Origin of the sequence: Litorivita pollutaquae (genome assembly GCF_003205515.1) — a bacterium.
Taxonomy (GTDB): domain Bacteria; phylum Pseudomonadota; class Alphaproteobacteria; order Rhodobacterales; family Rhodobacteraceae; genus Litorivita; species Litorivita pollutaquae.
In genome coordinates this window covers 58,564-78,389 of the sequence record NZ_KZ826488.1, presented here as the reverse complement: position 1 = coordinate 78,389, position 19,826 = coordinate 58,564, and the positions used below count along the sequence as shown (strand labels likewise).

The 19,826-nt window shown below is 58.1% G+C and carries 15 protein-coding genes; 12 read left to right on the top strand and 3 right to left on the bottom strand.

Annotated features, from left to right (window positions below):
• Window positions 1–4 precede the first annotated feature (4 nt).
• Window positions 5–3,088 carry an efflux RND transporter permease subunit gene (locus DI396_RS13120; protein ID WP_110796667.1) on the top strand — a complete coding sequence of 1,028 codons (3,084 nt, stop codon included), beginning with the start codon at window positions 5–7 and terminating at the stop codon, window positions 3,086–3,088.
• A gap of 220 nt (window positions 3,089–3,308) precedes the next feature.
• Here the strand turns inward: DI396_RS13120 and nadC are convergent, their stop codons facing one another.
• The 3 genes from nadC to nadA are packed head-to-tail and all read right to left on the bottom strand — an operon-like array spanning window position 3,309 to window position 6,773.
• Complete coding sequence (gene nadC, locus DI396_RS13115; protein WP_110796666.1) at window positions 3,309–4,157, bottom strand: carboxylating nicotinate-nucleotide diphosphorylase; 849 nt, start codon at window positions 4,155–4,157, stop codon at window positions 3,309–3,311.
• Window positions 4,154–5,716 carry an L-aspartate oxidase gene (locus tag DI396_RS13110; protein ID WP_110796665.1) on the bottom strand — a complete coding sequence of 521 codons (1,563 nt, stop codon included), beginning with the start codon at window positions 5,714–5,716 and terminating at the stop codon, window positions 4,154–4,156. Before DI396_RS13110 ends, nadC begins: the two co-directional genes overlap by 4 nt.
• A 4-nt stretch (window positions 5,717–5,720) precedes the next feature.
• A complete protein-coding gene (gene nadA / locus DI396_RS13105; RefSeq protein ID WP_110796664.1) occupies window positions 5,721–6,773 on the bottom strand; it encodes a quinolinate synthase NadA in 1,053 nt (350 codons plus the stop codon).
• A 684-nt stretch (window positions 6,774–7,457) separates the two neighbouring features.
• On the opposite strand from nadA, the gene DI396_RS13100 reads away from it, so the two are divergent.
• The 11 genes from DI396_RS13100 to DI396_RS13050 all read left to right on the top strand — a co-directional run bounded on the left by DI396_RS13100 (window position 7,458) and on the right by DI396_RS13050 (window position 19,823).
• Window positions 7,458–8,672, top strand: coding sequence for a CaiB/BaiF CoA transferase family protein (locus tag DI396_RS13100; protein WP_110796663.1), 1,215 nt, complete (start codon window positions 7,458–7,460; stop codon window positions 8,670–8,672).
• Window positions 8,669–9,835 (top strand): acyl-CoA dehydrogenase family protein, encoded by a 1,167-nt coding sequence (locus DI396_RS13095; protein ID WP_204362856.1) that lies wholly within the window; start codon window positions 8,669–8,671, stop codon window positions 9,833–9,835. The genes DI396_RS13100 and DI396_RS13095 overlap by 4 nt, the downstream gene beginning before the upstream one ends.
• Before the next feature lie 107 nt (window positions 9,836–9,942).
• Window positions 9,943–10,797 (top strand): SDR family oxidoreductase, encoded by an 855-nt coding sequence (locus DI396_RS13090; protein WP_027238637.1) that lies wholly within the window; start codon window positions 9,943–9,945, stop codon window positions 10,795–10,797.
• Between the two features lie 39 nt (window positions 10,798–10,836).
• Window positions 10,837–11,640, top strand: coding sequence for an ABC transporter ATP-binding protein (locus DI396_RS13085; RefSeq protein WP_169731201.1), 804 nt, complete (start codon window positions 10,837–10,839; stop codon window positions 11,638–11,640).
• Window positions 11,633–13,549 carry an AMP-dependent synthetase/ligase gene (locus tag DI396_RS13080; protein ID WP_110796661.1) on the top strand — a complete coding sequence of 639 codons (1,917 nt, stop codon included), beginning with the start codon at window positions 11,633–11,635 and terminating at the stop codon, window positions 13,547–13,549. Before DI396_RS13085 ends, DI396_RS13080 begins: the two co-directional genes overlap by 8 nt.
• A complete protein-coding gene (locus DI396_RS13075; RefSeq protein WP_110796660.1) occupies window positions 13,550–14,437 on the top strand; it encodes a branched-chain amino acid ABC transporter permease in 888 nt (295 codons plus the stop codon). It begins immediately after the preceding gene.
• 3 nt (window positions 14,438–14,440) lie between these two features.
• Complete coding sequence (locus DI396_RS13070; protein WP_110796659.1) at window positions 14,441–15,514, top strand: branched-chain amino acid ABC transporter permease; 1,074 nt, start codon at window positions 14,441–14,443, stop codon at window positions 15,512–15,514.
• 12 nt (window positions 15,515–15,526) lie between these two features.
• Window positions 15,527–16,339 carry an ABC transporter ATP-binding protein gene (locus DI396_RS13065; RefSeq protein WP_027238642.1) on the top strand — a complete coding sequence of 271 codons (813 nt, stop codon included), beginning with the start codon at window positions 15,527–15,529 and terminating at the stop codon, window positions 16,337–16,339.
• A 34-nt stretch (window positions 16,340–16,373) separates the two neighbouring features.
• Window positions 16,374–17,612 carry an ABC transporter substrate-binding protein gene (locus DI396_RS13060; RefSeq protein WP_328588347.1) on the top strand — a complete coding sequence of 413 codons (1,239 nt, stop codon included), beginning with the start codon at window positions 16,374–16,376 and terminating at the stop codon, window positions 17,610–17,612.
• A 94-nt stretch (window positions 17,613–17,706) separates the two neighbouring features.
• Window positions 17,707–18,957, top strand: a complete 1,251-nt coding sequence (locus DI396_RS13055; RefSeq protein WP_110796657.1) for an ABC transporter substrate-binding protein — start codon at window positions 17,707–17,709, stop codon at window positions 18,955–18,957.
• An 89-nt stretch (window positions 18,958–19,046) separates the two neighbouring features.
• Window positions 19,047–19,823, top strand: a complete 777-nt coding sequence (locus tag DI396_RS13050) for an enoyl-CoA hydratase/isomerase family protein (protein ID WP_110796656.1) — start codon at window positions 19,047–19,049, stop codon at window positions 19,821–19,823.
• Window positions 19,824–19,826 lie beyond the last annotated feature (3 nt).

Here is a 19,826-nt window from a genome sequence, read left to right as displayed (position 1 = left end):
CACCATGGCAATGTCTCTCGCAGCGGGTTCAATCAAGCGTCCTGTCACCATCTGGCTGGCCATTATCTTTTGTGTCTTTGGCGGACTTTGGGGGCTGAACACCGTTGGCCGGCTTGAAGATCCGAGCTTTACCCTCAAAACCGCATTGGTGTTTGTCCCATACCCCGGCGCCACGGCCGAGGAGGTCGAGGAACAGGTTTCCGAGGTGATTGAAGGTGCGTTGCAGCAGATGACGCAACTGGACCGGATCGAATCCAAATTGATGCCGGGCATGGCGCAAATTACCGTCGAAATAGACAATAGCTATGGGCCTGAAGAGATGCCTCAGGTCTGGGACGAGATGCGCCGCCGGTTAAGCGATTTAAGCGGCGATCTGCCCGACGGGGCGCGCGCTCCGATCATCAACGATGATTTTGGGGACGTTTACGGCCTGTTTTACGCTGTCGGCACCAACGGGTATTCGCCAACAGAGCAGCGCGAGATCGCGCGCTTTTTGCGCCGCGGTCTTGTCTCTGTGGACGGGGTTGCGAAGGTTGAAATTCAAGGGCTGACCGAAGAAGAAATCACGGTCGCAATTCCCTCTTCGCGGCTGATCGGTCTCGGGCTGCCGCCAAATCAGATTTTGGCCGCCATTGCAGATGAAAACCGGGTGTTTGCAGACGGTGAAATCACCGAAGGATCGGCCCGCATCGGCGTGTCCGTGCCGCAAGGTTACGCGACAGTTTCCGGCATTGAGGCGCTCCGGCTGGGTGCGCCCGGTGAGGTGGGCCAGATTGCCGTGGCAGATATTGCGCGCGTAACGCGCAGCGAGAAAGAACAACCGGCGCAGATCATCCGCCACAATGGGGAGCGGGCCTTTACCTTGGGTGTTTCGGCCTTGGCAGATCGCAACGTGGTTGAGGTTGGTAAACGTGTTGAGGAACGGTTGCAGATGCTGATCGCGGGGCTTCCTGAGGGCGTCGAGGTCGCACCGATCTATGAGCAGCATAAGGTCGTGGATGCCGCCGTATCCAACTTTTTGATCGGTCTGGGTCAATCCGTCGCCATCGTGATCGGCGCGCTGATGCTGACGATGGGGTGGCGCGCCGGGATTGTGGTGGGGGCCACGCTTGCCCTGACCGTGCTTGCGACCATCTTTTTCATGTCTGTGTTCGGCATTCCCATGGAGCGCATTAGCCTTGGCGCCTTGATCATTGCGATGGGGATGCTGGTCGATAACGCGATCGTCATCACCGAAGGTATGGTGATTGGCATGGCACGCGGCAAATCCGCCGAAGCGGCCGCATCGGAAACGGAAACCGCGACCTCGATCCCGCTTTTGGGGGCAACGGTTATTGGCATTATGGCCTTTTCCGGTATCGGTCTGTCGCCTGACGCAACCGGCGAATTCCTATTCTCGCTCTTTGCGGTGATCGGCATCTCCTTGTTGCTGAGCTGGATTCTTGCCGTGACGGTGACACCCTACCTTGGCGCGCTGTTGCTGCGGGCCCCAAAAGACGTGTCGGAAGATCCTTACAAAAGCGGGTTCTACTCGATGTATCGTGGCATTCTTTGGGGCGCGCTGCGGTCTCGTGTGTTGGTCGTCGGGTCTGTTGTCGGGATCACGGTTCTGTCTTTGATGGCGTTCGGGCAGGTCAAACAAGCCTTTTTCCCGGCCTCGACCACACCGCTGTTTTATGTCCAGTACCAATTGCCGCAAGGGACCGACATCCGGACCACGGATGCGGATATGAAACGGCTGGAAAAGGTTCTGCTTGAGACGGATGGCGTCACAGATGTGGCCACGTTGGTCGGGCGGGGGGCGAGCCGCTTTATGCTGACCTATAACCCTGAACAGGCCAATTCCGGATATGGGCAACTTATTGTCCGTGTCGAGGATGCGGATACCATTCCGGCGTTGGCCCAGAACCTGCGGCAATCCTTGCCGGCGCAGTTCCCCAACGCATTGGTCCGGATTGATGAGCTGGTGTTCGGCCCCCCCGCAGGTGCAGAGGTCGCAGTGCGATTCTCGGGGCCCGATCCGGTTGTTCTTCGCAGCCTCGCGGACGAGGCGTTGCTGATCTATCGGGAGACCGGAACCATCACCGATCCGCGCACCGACTGGCGTCAGCGCGAGCTGACGATCAACCCCGTGGTTGACGAGGCGCGGATGCGTCTTGCCGGGGCCAGCCGTCAGGCCATCGCGGATACAATTGAATATGGCACGTCGGGGCTACGTGTCGGGACCTTGCGCGAAGGCGATACCGAAGTTCCGCTGATCTTGCGGCTTCCCGAAAGCGACCGCGATGGGGTCGAAAGGTTGCGTGATCTTGATGTTTGGTCAGATGGCGGCGGAAAATATGTGCCGATGTCCGGCCTTGTCGAAAGATTCGAACCGCAGCTTTCCGAAGCCTTGATCCACCGCCGCAACCGTGAGCGCACGATCACCGCATTGGGCGGCGCACGCGATGAATTGACCGCCGATGAAGCCTTCCGCAGCGTCCGAGAGCAGATCGAAGCCATCGCGCTTCCGCCCGGTTATGCTATGGAGTGGGGCGGAGAATTTGAAAGCGCATCCGACGCGCAAGCCTCGCTCGGCAAACAGTTGCCCTTGGGCTTCTTGGTGATGCTGACAATTTCGATCCTGATGTTCAACAAACTGCGGCAGCCGCTGATCCTGTGGCTTGTCGTGCCGATGTCGGTCACGGGCATGGTCTTGGGGCTGTTGTTCACCGGTCTGCCGTTCACCTTCACCGCGCTCCTCGGCTTCTTGTCTTTGTCGGGCATGTTGATGAAAAACGCGATTGTTCTGGTCGAAGAGATTGATGCGCAGCGCGCCAATGGGGTCGAGGATTATAAGGCGGTTCTGGACGGGTCGGTCAGCAGGCTACGGCCGGTTGTTCTGGCGGCGGGCACCACGATCTTTGGTATGCTGCCGCTGTTGCCTGACGCCTTCTTTGCGTCGATGGCGGTGACCATCATGGGCGGCTTGGCATTTGCTTCGGTTCTGACCTTGGTTCTGGTGCCGGTTCTCTATGCGCTCTTCTTCAAAATTCGCCCGCCACAGCGCACCGCATCAGGGGCCGAAGGCGATCCGTCAACCGCCTGACTCGGCGTTGGCCGCGATGTGTCGTGGGGTAGGGGGCAAACTGAACCCGTTTTTGGCATCATGCAGATCATGGGGTTTCCGCCCCTGATCTGCGCCCAAAGCAGGCCGCGCGCGGCCTGCTGCCGCCGTGCAGCCTGCGGTGACTGATGCGGTTCGATCCGGTGATGTCGGGCGCGGGACTTTTGGCTCTCTTGCGGAAGAAACCGGTCGCTTTGCGGGCTTAGAAATCCAATCCGATGTCGAGGGTCTGGGCCGAGTGGGTCAGCGCGCCGGAGGAGATATAATCCACCCCTGTTGCCGCCACTTCCGCCACGCGGCTCATCCGCATGTTGCCCGAGGCTTCCAAAACCAAACGCCCCGCTGTCATCGCGACCGCATCTTTCAGCGTCGGCGTGTCCATGTTGTCGAGCAACACCACCTCTGCGCCGCCTTCATCCAGGACCTCTTCCAATTGGTCGAGACGATCAACTTCGATTTCGGTGCGGATCATATGCGATGCTTGGGCTTTGACAGCGCGGAGCACGGGCCGGATCCCACCGGCGGCGGCGATGTGGTTGTCTTTGATCAAAATCGCATCCGATAGCGAAAACCGGTGATTGAAGCCGCCGCCATGCAGCACGGCCTGTTTTTCCACCAACCGCAGCCCCGGCGTGGTTTTGCGGGTGCAGGTGATGCGCGTCGCCGTGCCTTTGGCCTGTGCGACAAAGCCTGCGGTCAGCGTGGCGATGCCAGAAAGGCGCCCGGCAAAATTAAGCGCCACCCGCTCGGCCGACAGGATCGATGCGGCGCGGCCTTCGATCTCCATCAGCAGATCACCGGCGACAATGGTGTCGCCATCGGCCTTATGCGCGGTCACCTTGAGTTCGGGATCAACCAGACGGAAGGCCAGTGCCGCAATCTGCATCCCCGAAATCACGCCATTTTCACGTGCATTCAATCGCGCGGTATAACGGGTTTTTTCCGGGATGACCGTGCGCGTGGTGATATCGCCATAGGTGCCGAGGTCTTCCATCAGCGCGGCGCGGATCAATGGTTCAAGGATCAGGTCGGGCAGGGGGGTATGCGTCATGGGGTCTCCTGTCGGGCAATGGCCCGCGCGTCGGTCAGGGTCAGGAACGAACGGTCGCCGGTGTCGCCGTCACTTTCGGGATAATCAGAACGGAAATGCGCGCCGCGGCTTTCGCAGCGGTTCAGCGCCGCCGCCGCGATCAGTGTCGCGGTCGCGGTCATATTTGCGAGGGTGACGCTATCGGGTTGTGCGGCTTCGATCTGGACAATGTCACTTAGGGTGCTTTGCAATCCCTCGGCGGTGCGGATCACGCCTGCGCCGTTGGTCATGGCTTGGCGAAGTGGGGTTACCAGATCGGCACGCGGCGGCACGGCGTCGGGCAAGTCGGGCAATATAACGGGAGCGCATTGTCCGGTCATGGGACCCAATGCGGCTTCGATATCGACGGCGGCGCGCCGCCCGTAGACGAGCGCTTCGAGAAGCCCGTTTGAGGCCAATCTATTTGCGCCATGCAATCCGGTTGAGGTCACTTCGCCACAAGCCCAAAGGCCGCTCAATGAGGTTTGTCCTGCCGCATCGGTGGCAATACCGCCCATATGATAATGCGCGGCGGCCGCGATCGGGATCGGGGTGGTGAGCGGATCAAGCCCAGCCTGTGCGCAGGCGGCAGCGACAGCAGGGAAATCGTGCAACAACCGCGCCCCCAAAGCCGCGCGTGTATCCAGCGCCGGGGCCAGCCCGGCCTGTGTTTGCGCAAATACGGCGCGGGCCACGATGTCGCGCGGGGCAAGTTCGGCGTCGGGGTGGGCGCCGCGCATGAATCTTTCGCCATGGCGGTTGATTAATATGGCGCCTTCGCCGCGCAGGGCTTCGGTGGCAAGCGGGGCCGGGTCGAGGCCGCAGGCGATCGCAGTGGGGTGGAATTGCACAAATTCCGCATCGGCAATCACGGCGCCGGCCCGGGCGCCCATGCCGATCACTTGCCCGCGCACTCGCGGCGGGTTGGTCGTCAAAGCATAGAGCCCGCCTGATCCGCCGCCCGCCAGAAGGACTGCCGCGCCGCGGATCAGGCAAGGCGCAGAGACCCCGTTATCACAGCGCATGACCTCGACGCCGCGCACCGTGCCATCCACCACCTCCAGACCGGAGGCCATCAGGCCTTCGAGGACTTGAATATGGGGAGCTTCGCGCACCTGCGCGGTCAGCGCGCGCATGATTTCGGCGCCGGCCTGATCGCCGCGCACCCGCACCACGCGGGCAAAGGAATGCGCCGCTTCGCGGGACATCACGTAGTCGCCGGTTTCGGTGCGGTCGAAGGGGGTGCCAAGGCCGGTCAAATCAAGAATATGGGCGCGGGCTTCTTCGGTCACGGCCAATGCGACCTGCGCATCCACTGTGCCTGCGCCGGCGCGCACCGTATCGCGCGCATGGGCTGCGGCGCTATCGGCAGGGCTCATCGCAGCAGCAACGCCGCCTTGTGCCCATGCCGAAGAGGCCCCTTTTCCCAAGGGTTCGGGCGAGATCATCAGAACCGGTCGCGGTGCCAGTTTGAGCGCGGCATAATGCGCCGCAAGCCCCGCCCCGACGATGACAACACGTGAGGTCTCGATGCGTTTCATCCGCTTAGCGGGCCAATTGCTGAGACAGATCGATCATCCGTTGAACAGAGCGGCGCGCCTTGTCCGCGATGGCCGGATCAACCTCGACCGCGCCCTGCATGCTGTGCAGCGACCAAAGCACTTTTTCCAAAGTGATCTTCTTCATGTAGGGGCACATGTTGCAAGGTCCGACGAAATCCACATCCGGCAGGTTGTCGGAGATATTCGAAGCCATTGAACATTCGGTGACCAGCATCGCCTGTGCGGGGCGCTCACGTTCGACATAGGCGATGATGCCACTGGTCGAGCCAGAGAAATCCGCCGCATCGACGACATCGGGTGGGCATTCGGGGTGGGCGATGATGCGGGTGTCGGGATTATGGGCGCGAAACGCGTTCAGATCATGTGCCGTGAACCGCTCATGCACGATGCATGACCCGTCCCACCAGACGATGCGTTTTTGTGGCACCTCCCGTGCGATATTCTGTGCCAGATATTTGTCGGGCGTCATGATGACCGTGTCGCTGTCCTGTGCGGCCACGATTTGCGCCGCATTGGACGAGGTGCAGCAAATGTCTGACGCGGCTTTCACTTCGGCGGTGGTGTTCACATATGTGACCACCGGCGCGCCGGGGTATTGGGCCCGCATCTCGGCAATGCCCTCGGCAGTGATGCTTTCGGCCAGCGAACAGCCCGCCTCCATGTCGGGGATCAGCACGGTTTTCGACGGGTTCAGGATTTTCGAGGTTTCGGCCATGAAATGCACGCCGCATTGCACGATCACATCAGCCTCGACTTTGGTCGCTTCGATCGCCAGCTGCAAGCTGTCCCCGACGACATCGGCGATGCCATGATAAATTTCGGGCGTCATGTAGTTATGCGCCAGGATCACCGCGTTGCGCTCTTTCTTCAGTTGGTTGATTGCCACCACATAGGGGGCAAACATTGCCCAATCGGGCGGAGAAACCACCCGGGCCATTTTGGCATAAATCTCGGGGTGTGCCGCCGCCAATTCGGGCGAAGGGGCAAGATCATAGTGATTGGCAAGTTCGGTGCGCAGCGCAGTTTGATCGAGCAAGAGCTGAAAGTCCTCAGATTATGAAAGTCCGCTCTGGCTGGAACGGTTGGTCGATGGAATGTCTAGGGATACACTGCCCTCAGGGCAAGTCAGTAGTCATGGTCTTGGCCGCTGGAATCCGCTTTTAGCCGTGTTTTCGACGGGTTGTGCAGCATCAACGTGCCTCAAGTCTGGTGTGGTGCGGTCGCAGCACGGGCTGGTGCGAGGGCCGGATAAATAGCGGCGTGGTGCACGGGCCGGCAGGACACGGCGAGGCTCAAGGGGCCGGCGCGGGCGTTTGACCCGTGTTTCGGGGCCGCATTTATCGCGCTTTGTGGCGCGAGGATTGAGCGATCATGGCGAAGCGCATCGCCGCCCCGCTCCTAAACGGATCGGTTATGGGCCATGGCGCCGGTGATTGGTTGAGACCATTGCGCAGAGGGGCCGTGGCCTGCGGGTTTCCCAGATTGCATGTCCGAGTGTATCGCCGCATGGCCGGGTTAGATGGGCTGCGGCCACGGGGTGGGGGATTGCCCTGGAGGCCCATTTGACAGATCTGCGGGCGGTGTTGATGCATCGCGGTTGCCTTGCTTTCCGTCTGCGTGCCAGCCTGCTGCGGTGCTCTTTCGCGATCTGATGACTTGAGGTTTGCGTCCCGGGTGGCTAATAATCTAACAAATGTTAGAATATGAGCGAAGAGAGCAGATGACCGGACCACTTCAACACCTGAAAATCATTGAACTCGGCCATGTTATTGCCGGGCCGCTTTCCGCCGCTTTGCTTTCTGATTTTGGCGCAGATGTCATCAAGATCGAATCGCCGAACCGGACCGACATGGTGCGCGACCTTGGACCCAAAGCCGAAGATGGGGTGGGCGTCTGGTGGAAAACGCTGGGCCGCAACAAGCAAACCCTGAGCCTGAATTGGAAGTCGGATGAAGGTCGCGAGATCCTGCGCAAACTGGTTGAAGGTGCCGATGTGCTGGTTGAAAATTTCCGCCCCGGCGTGCTGGAGCGCGGAGGGGTCGGGCCAGAGACCTTGCACGAATGGAATCCGGATCTGACCATTTTGCGGATTTCGGGGTATGGGCAGGACGGCCCGATGCGGGATGTGCCCGCCTTTGGACGTGCCGCAGAAGCCATGAGCGGTCTGGCGCATCTGACAGGGTTCACCGACGGGCCGCCAATGCATCCCGGATTTCCGGCGGCGGACAGCACCACCGGTTTGATGGGCGCTTTGGGCATTATGATCGCGCTGTTTGCGCGCGAAAAAGGCACGGCGCGTGGTCAGGTTATTGATCTGGCGGTGTTCGAGGCCTTGCTGCGATTGATGGATTATCCGGTTCCGGCTTTGACGGGTGCCAATCATTCGCCGCGCCGCAACGGGTTGCGCCAGCCGATGGATTACGCGCCGGGGGGCATGTTTCGCACCTCCGATGGCGTGTGGTTGACGGTTTCAGCAGGCAGCGCCGAGACCGCGCAGCGGCTGTTGCGTGCGGTGGGCGGCGATGCTTTGGCCGATGATCCGCGGTTTGCGACCCTTGCCGAGATGTCGCAGCACATGTCCGTGGTCTTTGATGCCATCAATGATTTCGTCACGCAGCACACCCTTGCCGAGGTCGAGGCGGTATTCGCCCGTCACGACGCGATTGCCTCGCGGGTGCTGAGTGTCGAAGAGATCACGACCAACGAGCAAATCAAGCATCGCGGCGATATCGTATCGGTCGAAGGCGAGCCGACAAAAGTCATCGGTCCGGTCCCGCATATGAGCGCCACACCCGGCGCGCTGCGGTGGCTGGGACGGGCGCCCGGCGCCGACACCCGCAGCATTCTGCGCGAACTTGGTTTTGACGATGACCGGATCGCGGCTCTGAGCGATGCAGGGCTGATAAGTTTTGACGATGGGGAGGACAGATCATGACATTTCGAATGACGGACGAGCAAAGAGAAATTCGCGACCAGATTTTGCGGATATGCGAACAGTTCGACGACGACTATTGGCTGGAGCGCGACCGCAACGGCGGCTTTCCGCATGATCTGCACAGGGCCATGGCCGATGGCGGATGGCTTGGGATTGCCATGCCGGAATCGGTCGGCGGGGCCGGTTTGGGGATCACCGAAGCAACCATCATGATGCAGGCCATCGCCGAATCGGGTGCGGGGGCCAGCGGGGCTTCGGCGGTCCATATGAATATATTCGGGCTCAATCCGGTGGTGAAGTTCGGCTCTGACGCGCAGCGCGCGCGGATGTTGGCGCCTCTGATCTCCGGCGATGAAAAGGCCTGTTTCGCCGTGACCGAACCGACCACCGGATTGGATACGACCAAATTGAAAACCATGGCTGTGCGGCAGGGTGATCACTACATCGTGCATGGTCAGAAAGTTTGGATTTCGACGGCGCAGGTCGCGCATAAGATGCTGCTTTTGGCCCGAACCACGCCGATTGAAGAGGTGACCAACCCGACCGAAGGATTGAGCCTGTTCTATACCGACCTTGATCGCAAATACGTGGATGTGCGCGAGATCGAGAAAATGGGGCGCAAAGCGGTCGATTCGAATGAAGTCTTCATCGACGGTCTGCCCATTCCGGCCGAAGATCTGATCGGTGAAGAAGGTCAGGGGTTCCGGCAGATCTTGCATGGGCTGAACCCTGAACGCATCCTTGTGGCCGGAGAATGCATCGGCATTGCGCGCAATGCTTTGACCCGTGCCGCGAAATACGCCAACGAGCGCGTGGTTTTTGGCCGGCCGATCGGTCAGAATCAGGGGGTTCAGCACCCGTTGGCACGGGCGTGGGCGCGGGTGGAATCAGCCAACCTTATGGTAATGCACGCGGCTGCCCTCTACGATTCGGGCGAGGCCTGCGGCGTCGAGGCAAACGCGGCCAAGCTTTTGGCGGCGGATGCGGCCGTTGAGGCGACCGAAGCGGCGCAAATTTCCTTTGGGGGATTCGGCTATGCCAAGGAATATCATGTCGAACGGCTGGTGAGAGAGGCATTGCTGTTCCGGATCGTTCCGGTGACGCCGCAAATGCTTTTGTCGTTTATTGCTGAAAAAGCCCTTGGACTTCCAAAATCTTACTAGGTATGAGGGGGGCGTTGAAACATCGGGCATTATTGCTTGATTGTTTTTCTAACGCGCGTTAGATTATCGGGGAAAACCTCGAACGAGGGACAAAGGGAGGAGGCGTCATGAGTGAGACGCAATTTGGGTCTTCGCGAGAAGACCTACGGGAGCGCTCGACCGTTTTTTCAAGCGACTTGTTCGCGGGTAAAACGGTTGTCGTAACTGGCGCAGGTGGTGGCCTGGGCCTGGCGATCGCGGCCCTGTTCGCCAAACTGGGTGCCAATCTTGCAATCAATGGACGTAACGAGGAAAAGCTGGCTTCGGCCAAGGCATTTCTCGAAGACTTGGGTGCCAAAGTCTTTGCCATGCCGATGACCATCCGCGACCCTGAACAGGTCGAGGATTTCGTCAGCAAGGTGAATCAGGAATACGGATCGATTGACGTTCTGGTCAATAATGCGGGCGGGCAGTTTCCACAGGCTGCTCTGGATTTCACCCCTAAGGGCTGGAACGCGGTGATCGATACCAATCTCAATGGCACCTGGTGGATGATGCAATCCACGGCGCGCCATTGGGAAAAGAACAAACAACCGGGCTCAATCGTGAATATCGTTGCCGATATCTGGCGCGGTATGCCGGGCATCGCGCATACCTGTGCGGCGCGGGCAGGGGTGATATACCTGTCCAAATCGGTTGCCGTGGAGTGGGCACCGCATAATATCCGGGTGAACTGCGTGGCGCCGGGCTGCTGTGAAAGCAACGGCTTTGGAAACTATCCCGCAGAAGGCTCGGCAACCTTTCAGGATTCCAATCCGATGCGGCATGCAGGGGACGAATGGGATGTTGCGGAAGGTGTCGTCTATATGGCGGCTAATTCGGGGAAATTCGTAACTGGCGAAGTTCTAAATATCGACGGCGGGCAGCAGCTGTGGGGGGATCCCTGGCCAACAGGGCGACCGGACTACTTCCGGATTTCCTAACACAAGCTACGAACATAGGGGGACAACAGAATCTAGATGATGACGAACAAGCAAACAGCAAACAGCGCCGGAGATGGGGCTATACTGGAATGCAGTGGGATCGAACGCCGGTTTGGTGGGATCGTCGCTGTTACCGGTGTTGACCTTGTTATTCAGCAGGGTGAAATTTTTGGTCTCGTTGGCCCAAACGGCAGCGGCAAAACAACACTGACAAACGCAATCACCGGGTTTTACCCGCCAAACGTCGGGACTGTCCGGCTGGCAGGAAAAGACATCACCGGCACCGCACCGCATAAGGTTGCGACGCTCGGCGTGGCCCGCACGTTCCAAAACCTCGCCCTGTTCAACGGGATGAGCGTTCTGGATAACATTCTTCTCGGGCGGCACATCCACATGAAGCCGGGCGTTATGCGCACCGCGCTTTATTGGTTGGCAGCACAACGCGAAGAGATCGAGAACCGCAAAATCGTCGAGGAAGTGATCGAGTTTCTACAACTTGAAAGCATCCGCCACGAGTTGGTCGATGGTCTTCCGATCGGGTTGAAAAAACGGGTCGAGCTGGCGCGCGCGCTGGTGGCGGAACCGCAAATGCTGATCCTTGACGAACCGATGGCCGGTATGAACCAGGAAGAGAAGGGATATATGTCCCGCTTTATTCTGGATGCGCGGGCCGAACGTGGCGTCAGCGTCCTGCTGATTGAACACCACATGGATGTCATCACCGGCATTTGCGATCGGATGCTTGCATTGAACTACGGCGAAATGATCGCCAGCGGCATTCCGAAAGAAGTTGTAAAAGACCCAAGGGTCATCGAAGCATATATTGGAGGGTCCCATGGCTGAAGGAGCAAAATTGCATTCTGCCAGCGAGACGATCGGCGCTTTGTTGGCGCGGAATGCGTCTAGCCACGGGTCGAGTATTGCGGTTCGCGAGAAAGAGCGCGGCATCTGGAAGGAAACAACCTGGGCCGATTACGCAGAAGAAATCTTGGCCTGTGCGGCAGGTCTGGAGAAACTTGGCGTAAAGCCGGGCAAGGCTGTGCTCATTTTGGGCGACAACCGCGCGCGGCTTTATGGCGGCATGCTGGCGATTTCACTGCTTGGTGCCTACGCAATGCCGGCCTATCCGGGGGCAACGCTTGACGAGCTGCAGCATTTCCTCGGCGAAGTTGAAATTGTTGCGGCGATCGCGGAAGATCAGGAACAGGTCGACAAGATCCTTGAGCTTCGGGACGCTGGCGCAAGCGGCATCGCACATATCATCTATGATGAGACGCGCGGGCTCGGGTTCTACGAAGACGAAGGTCTGATGTCGTGGGACCACTTGGTTGAAGTTGGTACACACCATCTGAACGAAGATCCCAAGCGTCGCGAAGAACTTTCAAAGAGAGCAACGCCTGACGATCCGGCGATCTTCTTGCACTCGTCGGGCACAACCGGCGCGCCAAAGGGTATTGTTCTGAGCCAGAAGAATGTTTTGGCGGCGGCCAAGAATGGCCATGACGCCGGGGCATATGGAGAGGGTGAGGAAATTCTTGCCTATCTTCCGATGGCTTGGGTCGGGGACTATGCCATTACAGTGGCTGCTGCGCTTTTGTACCGCTTTACCGTGAACGTGCCGGAACGGCAGGAAACGGTCGTTCGGGACATGCGCGAAATCGCACCGACATTCTATTTGGCGGCGCCCAGAAGTTGGGACCAGATGCTGACCACAATTCAGGTCGGTATGGAAGATTCCACCCGGTTGAAAAAATGGTTGTACCATTTCTTCATGGATCGGGCCACGGCAGCCGAAACCCGCAAGCTGAATGGCCAGACCGGCGGCGTGCTGGAACCTTTGGGCCGGATGCTGGGCGAGTTGCTCGTCTTCGGGCCGGTCAAGGACCAATTCGGCATGAGCCGTTTGAAGAATGCCTTCACCGGCGGTGAGGCCATCGGCGAAGACACCTTTGTGTTTTACCGCGCCCTTGGCATCAAACTGCGTCAGTTCTACGGTCAAACCGAGATCAGCGCGATCAGTGCGATGCAAGCACCGGACGAAGTGCGCCTGCATACTGTTGGCAAACCGGCACCGGGTGTTGACGTCAAGATTGACGACAGCGGCGAGATCCTGCTGCGCTCGGATAGCGTGTTCGAAGGCTATTTCAACAAGCCCGAAGCAACCGCCGAGGCCCTCGAAGGGGGCTGGTTGCGTACTGGCGATGCCGGGTATCTTGAAGATAACGGCCAGCTGGTGGTTCTCGGGCGTGTGTCTGAGGTCATGTATACGGCCGGCGGCGAACGCTATGTTCCCAACTACATCGAGAACCGTCTGAAGTTCAGCCCGTACATCAAAGATGCGGCTGTTCTGGGTGCGGGACTGGATGAGTTGACAGCCATGGTTTGCGTCGATTTCGAAGCGGTAGGTCACTGGGCCGAAGTGAATGGCGTGCCTTACGTCTCTTATGCCGATTTGTCTCAGCGCGATGAAGTTTCCAAGCTGCTGCACCAGGCGTTCGAGCGGGTGAACAAGGCCGTCACGGAGCCTTTGCAGTTGAAGCGTTTTGTCAGTTTGCCGAAAGAATTCGACCCGGATGATGGGGAAATCACACGGACCCGTAAACTACGTCGTAAAGTCGTTCAGGAACGTTATGCCGATGTTATCGCTGCGCTCTACGACGGTTCAAAAGAGGTCCATGTAAGCGCACAAGTGACTTACGAGACCGGGGAAGTAGGGAAGGTCGAAAAAAGCCTTCCCATCAGGGAGGTATAAATGGACTGGATATTTTTATCGGAGCTTGCGATCAACGGTGCCCTCACGGGTCTTCTGTATTCGCTTTTCGCCATCGGCTTGGTGCTGATTTACAAAGCTTCCTCGGTGCCCAACTTGGCACAGGGCGGGCTGACAATGCTCGGGGCCTATGTGGTTGTGGCTCTTTCGCATGACGCGGGTTTGCCTTTGTGGCTTGCGATCCCTCTGGCGGCGTTGTTCATGTTCGCATTGGGATTTGGCATCGAGCGTGTCGCTCTGCGCCGTCTCGCGGGTCGCCCTGTTGTCATGATCCTGATGTTGACACTGGGCCTCGATATCTTCCTGCGCGGCACAACGCTTGCCATCTGGGGCGGCACGTCGCGTTCGATGGAATTGGGCGTCAGCTATGATCCGTTGTTCTTGGGCGACATCTTCATCAGCCGTATCCATCTTGTCGGTGCTGCTGTGGCGATCGGTCTCTTTGTGGCCTTCATGCTGTTCTTCCGCAGCCGGACGGGCATCAAACTGCGCGCGATTGCGGATGATTATACCGCTTCGTGGTCGGTCGGGATTTCGGTCGAACGTGGTGTCGGTTTGTCCTGGGCCCTGGCTTCGGTTGTTGCCGTCGCCGCAGGCGTCATCTGGGGCGAAGTTCAAGGTGTCGATCAATCCCTGTCGCTGTTGCTTCTTAAAGGTCTGACAGTTGCGGTTCTGGGCGGTCTCGACAGCATCCTCGGCGCGGTGATTGCCGGTATCATTCTCGGCATTATCGAAAACGTCGGTGCAGATTTCATCGATCCGCTCGTTGGTGGCGGTAGCCGTGAACTTATCGTCGCTGCGGTTCTCATTCTTACGGTCATGATCCGTCCACATGGATTGTTCGGCCGTCACGACATCGAAAGGGTATAAAAGATGTTTTACCGACTTTCCGGTGTCCATCACGCCGATTACATTTCAGACAGTCGTATGTTCAAGGTCCCTGCGGACCGAAATCTGGCGGTCTTTTTCCTAATCATCGGGGTGGCGGCACCGTTCATTATCCCGTCGCTTTACCTGAACAGCTACATGCTGCCTTGGCTCATCTGGACTGCGGCCGCACTTGGGCTGAACCTGGTGACGGGTTGGGCCGGTCAGCTTCACTTGGGCTATGCTGCGGTTATGGCTGTTGGGGCTTACTCCGCGATCCACGCCGCAAAGTTTGGCGTGCCTTGGGAGTTCGCTCTGATCATCGGGGGCCTGGCCTCTTCGGTGATTGGTAGCCTCTTCGCCTTCGCCGCTCTGCGGGTCAAAGGTTTGTATCTGGCGCTTACCACCCTTGCGATGCAGTTCGTAATGGATTGGGTGTTGACCCACTCGCCAGCAATCTCGGGCGGCTCGCACGCGTCGTTGCAATCTCCTACTCTGGCCTTGCTTGGGCAGGACATCACCTCTGACGCCGGCTACTACTATGTCGCCTTCGGATGGTGTGTGTTGGTGACGATTTTCATGCTGAACCTGAAGCGCACCGGCCTTGGTCGTGCTCTGGTCGCCGTGCGGGAAAAAGACTTCGCAGCCGCGATCTTGGGTGTGAACAGTTTCTACTACAAGATCCTGGCCTTTGCGACGTCGTCCTTTATCGCGGGCGTTAGCGGTGCATTGCTTGTCGCAACCTTCTTCTTCTTGGCTGCGCCTGAGCAGTTCTCGGTGAACGTTTCAATCCAGGTGCTTGCGATGGTGATCGTTGGCGGTCTTGGTAGCATCATCGGATCCTACTTCGGGGTTGCTTTGATCCTGCTTGTTCCGGGTCTGGTGAATGGTCTGGTTGCCGCAGGCAGCGAGGCGATTGGAATGCAGATCAACGTTGAAACGCTCGCTCATATCCCGAACGCGGTCTATGGTGCGCTGATTGTCGTCATTCTTTTGATCGAACCGCTGGGGCTTGGTAAGCTCTACGGCAACATCAGAGAATATTTGATGGTCTGGCCCTTCGATCAGCTCAGAAAATAAAGAGAGATCCCGATGCAAGATAAAGCAGAAGCCCAGCCCATTCTGTCGATGAACAGTGTCGAGGTGCTGTACGACAACGTGATGCTGGCAATCAAAGGTGTCTCTGTTCAAGTTCCAAAAGGCGAGATGATCGCGCTTTTGGGCTCGAACGGGGCGGGAAAAAGCACAACCCTGAAAGCGATCAGCGGTCTTTTGAAAGCTGAACGTGGACGTATCAGCCGCGGGGAGATCAAGTTCGAAGGAGAAGATATTACCGACGCACTGGCTCAAAATCGCGTGCAGAAAGGTATCTGTCACGTCATCGAAGGGCGCCGTGTCTTTGAACATCTGTCTCCGGACGAGAACCTGACCGCTGCTGCGCCGACGGGGATGTCCCGGTCGACGCTGAATGCGGAGAAGGAAAAGATCTACGCTTACTTCCCCCGTCTCGCCGAACGCCGCAATTCGCAAGCCGGGTATCTGTCCGGAGGCGAGCAGCAAATGCTCGCCATCGGCAGGGCGTTGGTGACGCAACCGAAGCTGTTGATGCTGGACGAACCGAGCCTCGGCCTTGCGCCGTTCTTGGTGGCCGAGATCTTCGGCATCCTTCAGAAGATCAACAAAGAAGAAGGCATGTCGGTTCTCCTTGTGGAACAGAATGCTCTGGCCGCTTTGGAGATCGTTTCGGAAGGATATCTGATTGAAAACGGTCGTGTCGTCATGAACGGCACTGCGGAAGCTCTCAAGTCCAACTCCGATATCCAAGAATTCTATCTTGGTGGCGGTGAAGGCACCGACTTCCACAATGTGAAGCATTACAGCCGGCGTAAGCGTTGGTTGAGCTGAGGTACTAAAAAAGACAACATCCAGGGAGGACAACATGAGACAACTTACCAAGGCATTAGCCGTATTTTCGATGATGGGCGGCCTGATTACAGGGTCGCAGGCTCTGGCCGAGCCGTTCAAAGTGGGCGTTTGTTACGACCTCAGCAAAGCATATACATTTGCTTCGCCGCAGGTTTCGCAAGCCGCCATGGATCTGGCAAAGCTGGTCAACCTGAAGGGCGGCATCGGTGGGGAGCCGGTGGAAGTCATCGTGCGTGACCACGGCAACGAGCCACAGCGCGGGATTGAATGCTACTCCAAACTTAGCCGCGAGGGCGTTTTTGTCTTCGATACGTTGTCCACCCCGGTGTCTTTGGCGATCCTGCCGCGGGCCATGGAAGACGGGCGCGTCTTGATGCAATCACTCGTCGGACGTGGTGACGCGGTGGACGGCACGGTCTTCGATTGGGTATATCCGGTCGGACCGACCTATTGGGGACAGGCGGCCAACGATGTTGCCTATCTCAAGCAATTGCATGATGGCGATCTGTCGGATGTAAAAGTCGGATTTGTTTACTTCGATTATCCGTTTGGCCAAGAGCCGATCGAGATTCTCGAAACCCTGTCCGAGAAAGAGGGTTTCGACCTCGAACTCTATCCGGTTCCGCTTCCCGGCAGCGATCAGGCCAGCGTGTGGTCCAAGGTGCGCCGCGACAAGCCCGATCATGTCATCGTCTGGATGTTGGGCGGGGCACATGTTGTCGCGTCGAAAGAGATGCAGCGTAACCGCATCCCCATGGACAAGTACATTTCGGTCAACTGGTTGAACGAAGTTGATATCGCCAATATCGGCAACGAGGCCGCCATTGGTTTGAAGCGCGGCACCAATGTGGTGGGCGGTCTTGACGTGCCCCTGCGCCAAGAGATCCTTGCCGAGCTTTATGAAAAGGGTGAAGGCTCTGGCCCGCTGGAGAAAACAGAAGACGTTTTCTACAACACCGGGCTTGCGATGTATTCGATCGTGTTCGAAGCCGCGCGCAAGGCTGTTGAACTCGAAGGGCTGCCGATCACGCCGGAGTCTTACAAGGCTGGCCTCGAAACTCTGAAGGATTTTGATGCAAACGGTCTGATGGCGCCGATTACCGTGACCGGAGAAGATCACGGCGGCGGTGGCAAGACCCGCATCGAAATGTGGGACGGCGAAACCTGGGTTCCGCAAACTGACTGGATCTCCGCATATTCTGACGTTGTGTGGGACGTGGTCAAGGAAAGCTCCGAGAAATACGGACAATGACAGTTTGATTAACTGATTGTAAACTATCTGGCAGGGCGCTCCGTCGTCATAGAAGAACGAACGCCCTGCATTCACTCAAAGGGAGAGAGTAAAGATGAAAATCACTCAACACATCAAGGTGGCGGCTCTTACCGCTGCTTTGGCAACTGGCGCAGCGGTGGGCTCCGCCCAAGCCGAGGAACCGATCCGTTTCGGTCTGTGCTTCGACCTTAGCAAGTCGTACACATTCATTTCGCCCCAGGTGGCTCAAGCCGCGCAGGATCTCGCGATGTATGCCAACGACAATGGCGGCATCGAAGGCCATCCGGTTGAAATGGTCGTGCGTGACCACGGTAACGAACCGCAGCGTGGCGTTGAATGCTACGAGCAGCTCAAGCGTGACGGGGTGTTTATTTTTAACTTCCTGTCCACGCCCGTCTCGAACGCTGCTTTGCCGCGTATCATGAAAGACGAGAACATCTTGATGCAATCTGCGGTTGGTCGTGGTGACGCGGTCGATGGTGAAGTCTTCGAATGGGTCTTCCCAATCGGCCCGACCTATTGGCAGCAAGCCGCCAACGACGTTGCCTTTATCAAGCAACAGTTGGACGGCAATCTGAGCGATGCGAAAATCGGCTTCATCTATCTTGATTATCCGTTCGGTCAGGAACCGATCGAGATCCTGAAGACACTTGCCGAAAAAGAAGGTTTTGAACTTGATCTCTATCCGGTGCCACTGCCGGGATCGGACCAGTCCGGTGCGTGGAGTAAAATCCGTCGTGACAAGCCTGACTATGTGATCAGCTGGCTTCTCGCCGGTGGCCACGTTGTCGCATCCAAGGAAATGCGCCGTAACGGTTTCCCGATTGACCGCTACCTGTCGGTGAACTGGATGAACGAAGTCGACATCAGCAACATCGGTGAAGCAGACGCCAAAGGCGTTCTTCGCGGGACCAACGTTGCCGGTGGTCAAGAAGTGCCAATCATCAAAACGATGCTCGACACTTACTACGCCAACGGCAAAGGCAGCGGCCCGGAAGAAAAAGTCCGTGACGTGTATTACAACACCGGCATGAGCATGTACTCCGCCGCGTTCGAAGCCGCCCGTATCGCCATCAAAGAAAATGGCTGGCCGCTGACCCCCGAGACCATGAAAGCGGGTTACGAGAAGCTTGAAGGTTACGATGCCAATGGTCTGATGGCTCCGTTGACTGTGACCGGCGAAGATCACGGTGGCGGTGGTAAAACCCGCGTTGAGCAGTGGGACGGTGAACAATGGGTTCCGCTGACCGACTGGAGCGCCGAGTATCTCGACGTTGTGTGGGAAGTGATCAAGGAAAGCTCCGAGAAGTTCCACGTAGACTAAAAAAACCTACCCCCCGCAGCATTCCAGCTGCGGGGGACTTCCTGCTGGCTTAACAGCCGAAAATTTTACGACGAGAAGAGGCGTAGCTCATGAACCCCATCGACGTGACGATTGAAGACGGCATTGCAACAGTTTGTATCAACCGGCCCGAGCGCAAGAATGCTTTGTCCGTGGCAGCAACAAACGGGCTGACCGATGCTTGGGAAATGATCGAAGCCGACGACAATGTTCGCGTGGCCATTTTGACCTCAACCGACTGCGGTGTATTTAGCGCCGGGCTCGATTTGAAGGAAGCAACGCAGATCGCCCGTGATGAGGGTGTCGATATCCTCAGCAAGATGCGCGATCCGTTTCACGAAAAGATGCGCGATTGCAAAAAGCCGATTATCGCCGCCATGACCGGATCCCTGATGGCGGGCGGCATGATGCTGACGCTGAATTGTGATCTGCGCGTGGGTCTGAAGGGCACCAAGGTCGGGATTACCGAAGTTAAGATCGGCCGCGGTTCTCCGTGGGCGGCTCCGGCGCTGTCGATGCTGCCGCAACCGATCCTTATGGAAATCGTCCTGACCGGTGACCTGATGCCGATTGAGCGGCTGCATGATTACGGCTTTACCAATTATATCGAAGACACCCCGGACGAAGTGCGTGCGCGGGCGTATGATCTTGCCAAACGAATTGCCTCTGCGGCGCCGTTGTCCGTCGTTGCGGCCAAAGGCAGTGTGCGCGCGACCATGGATCTGGGCTGCGCCGGCGGTTTGGAAGAGGGCAAGCGCCTGCATGAGGTGGTGTATGCCAGCAATGATGGCGTCGAAGGCCCCAAAGCCTTTGCAGAGAAACGCGCGCCGGTTTGGACCGGCACCTGAGGA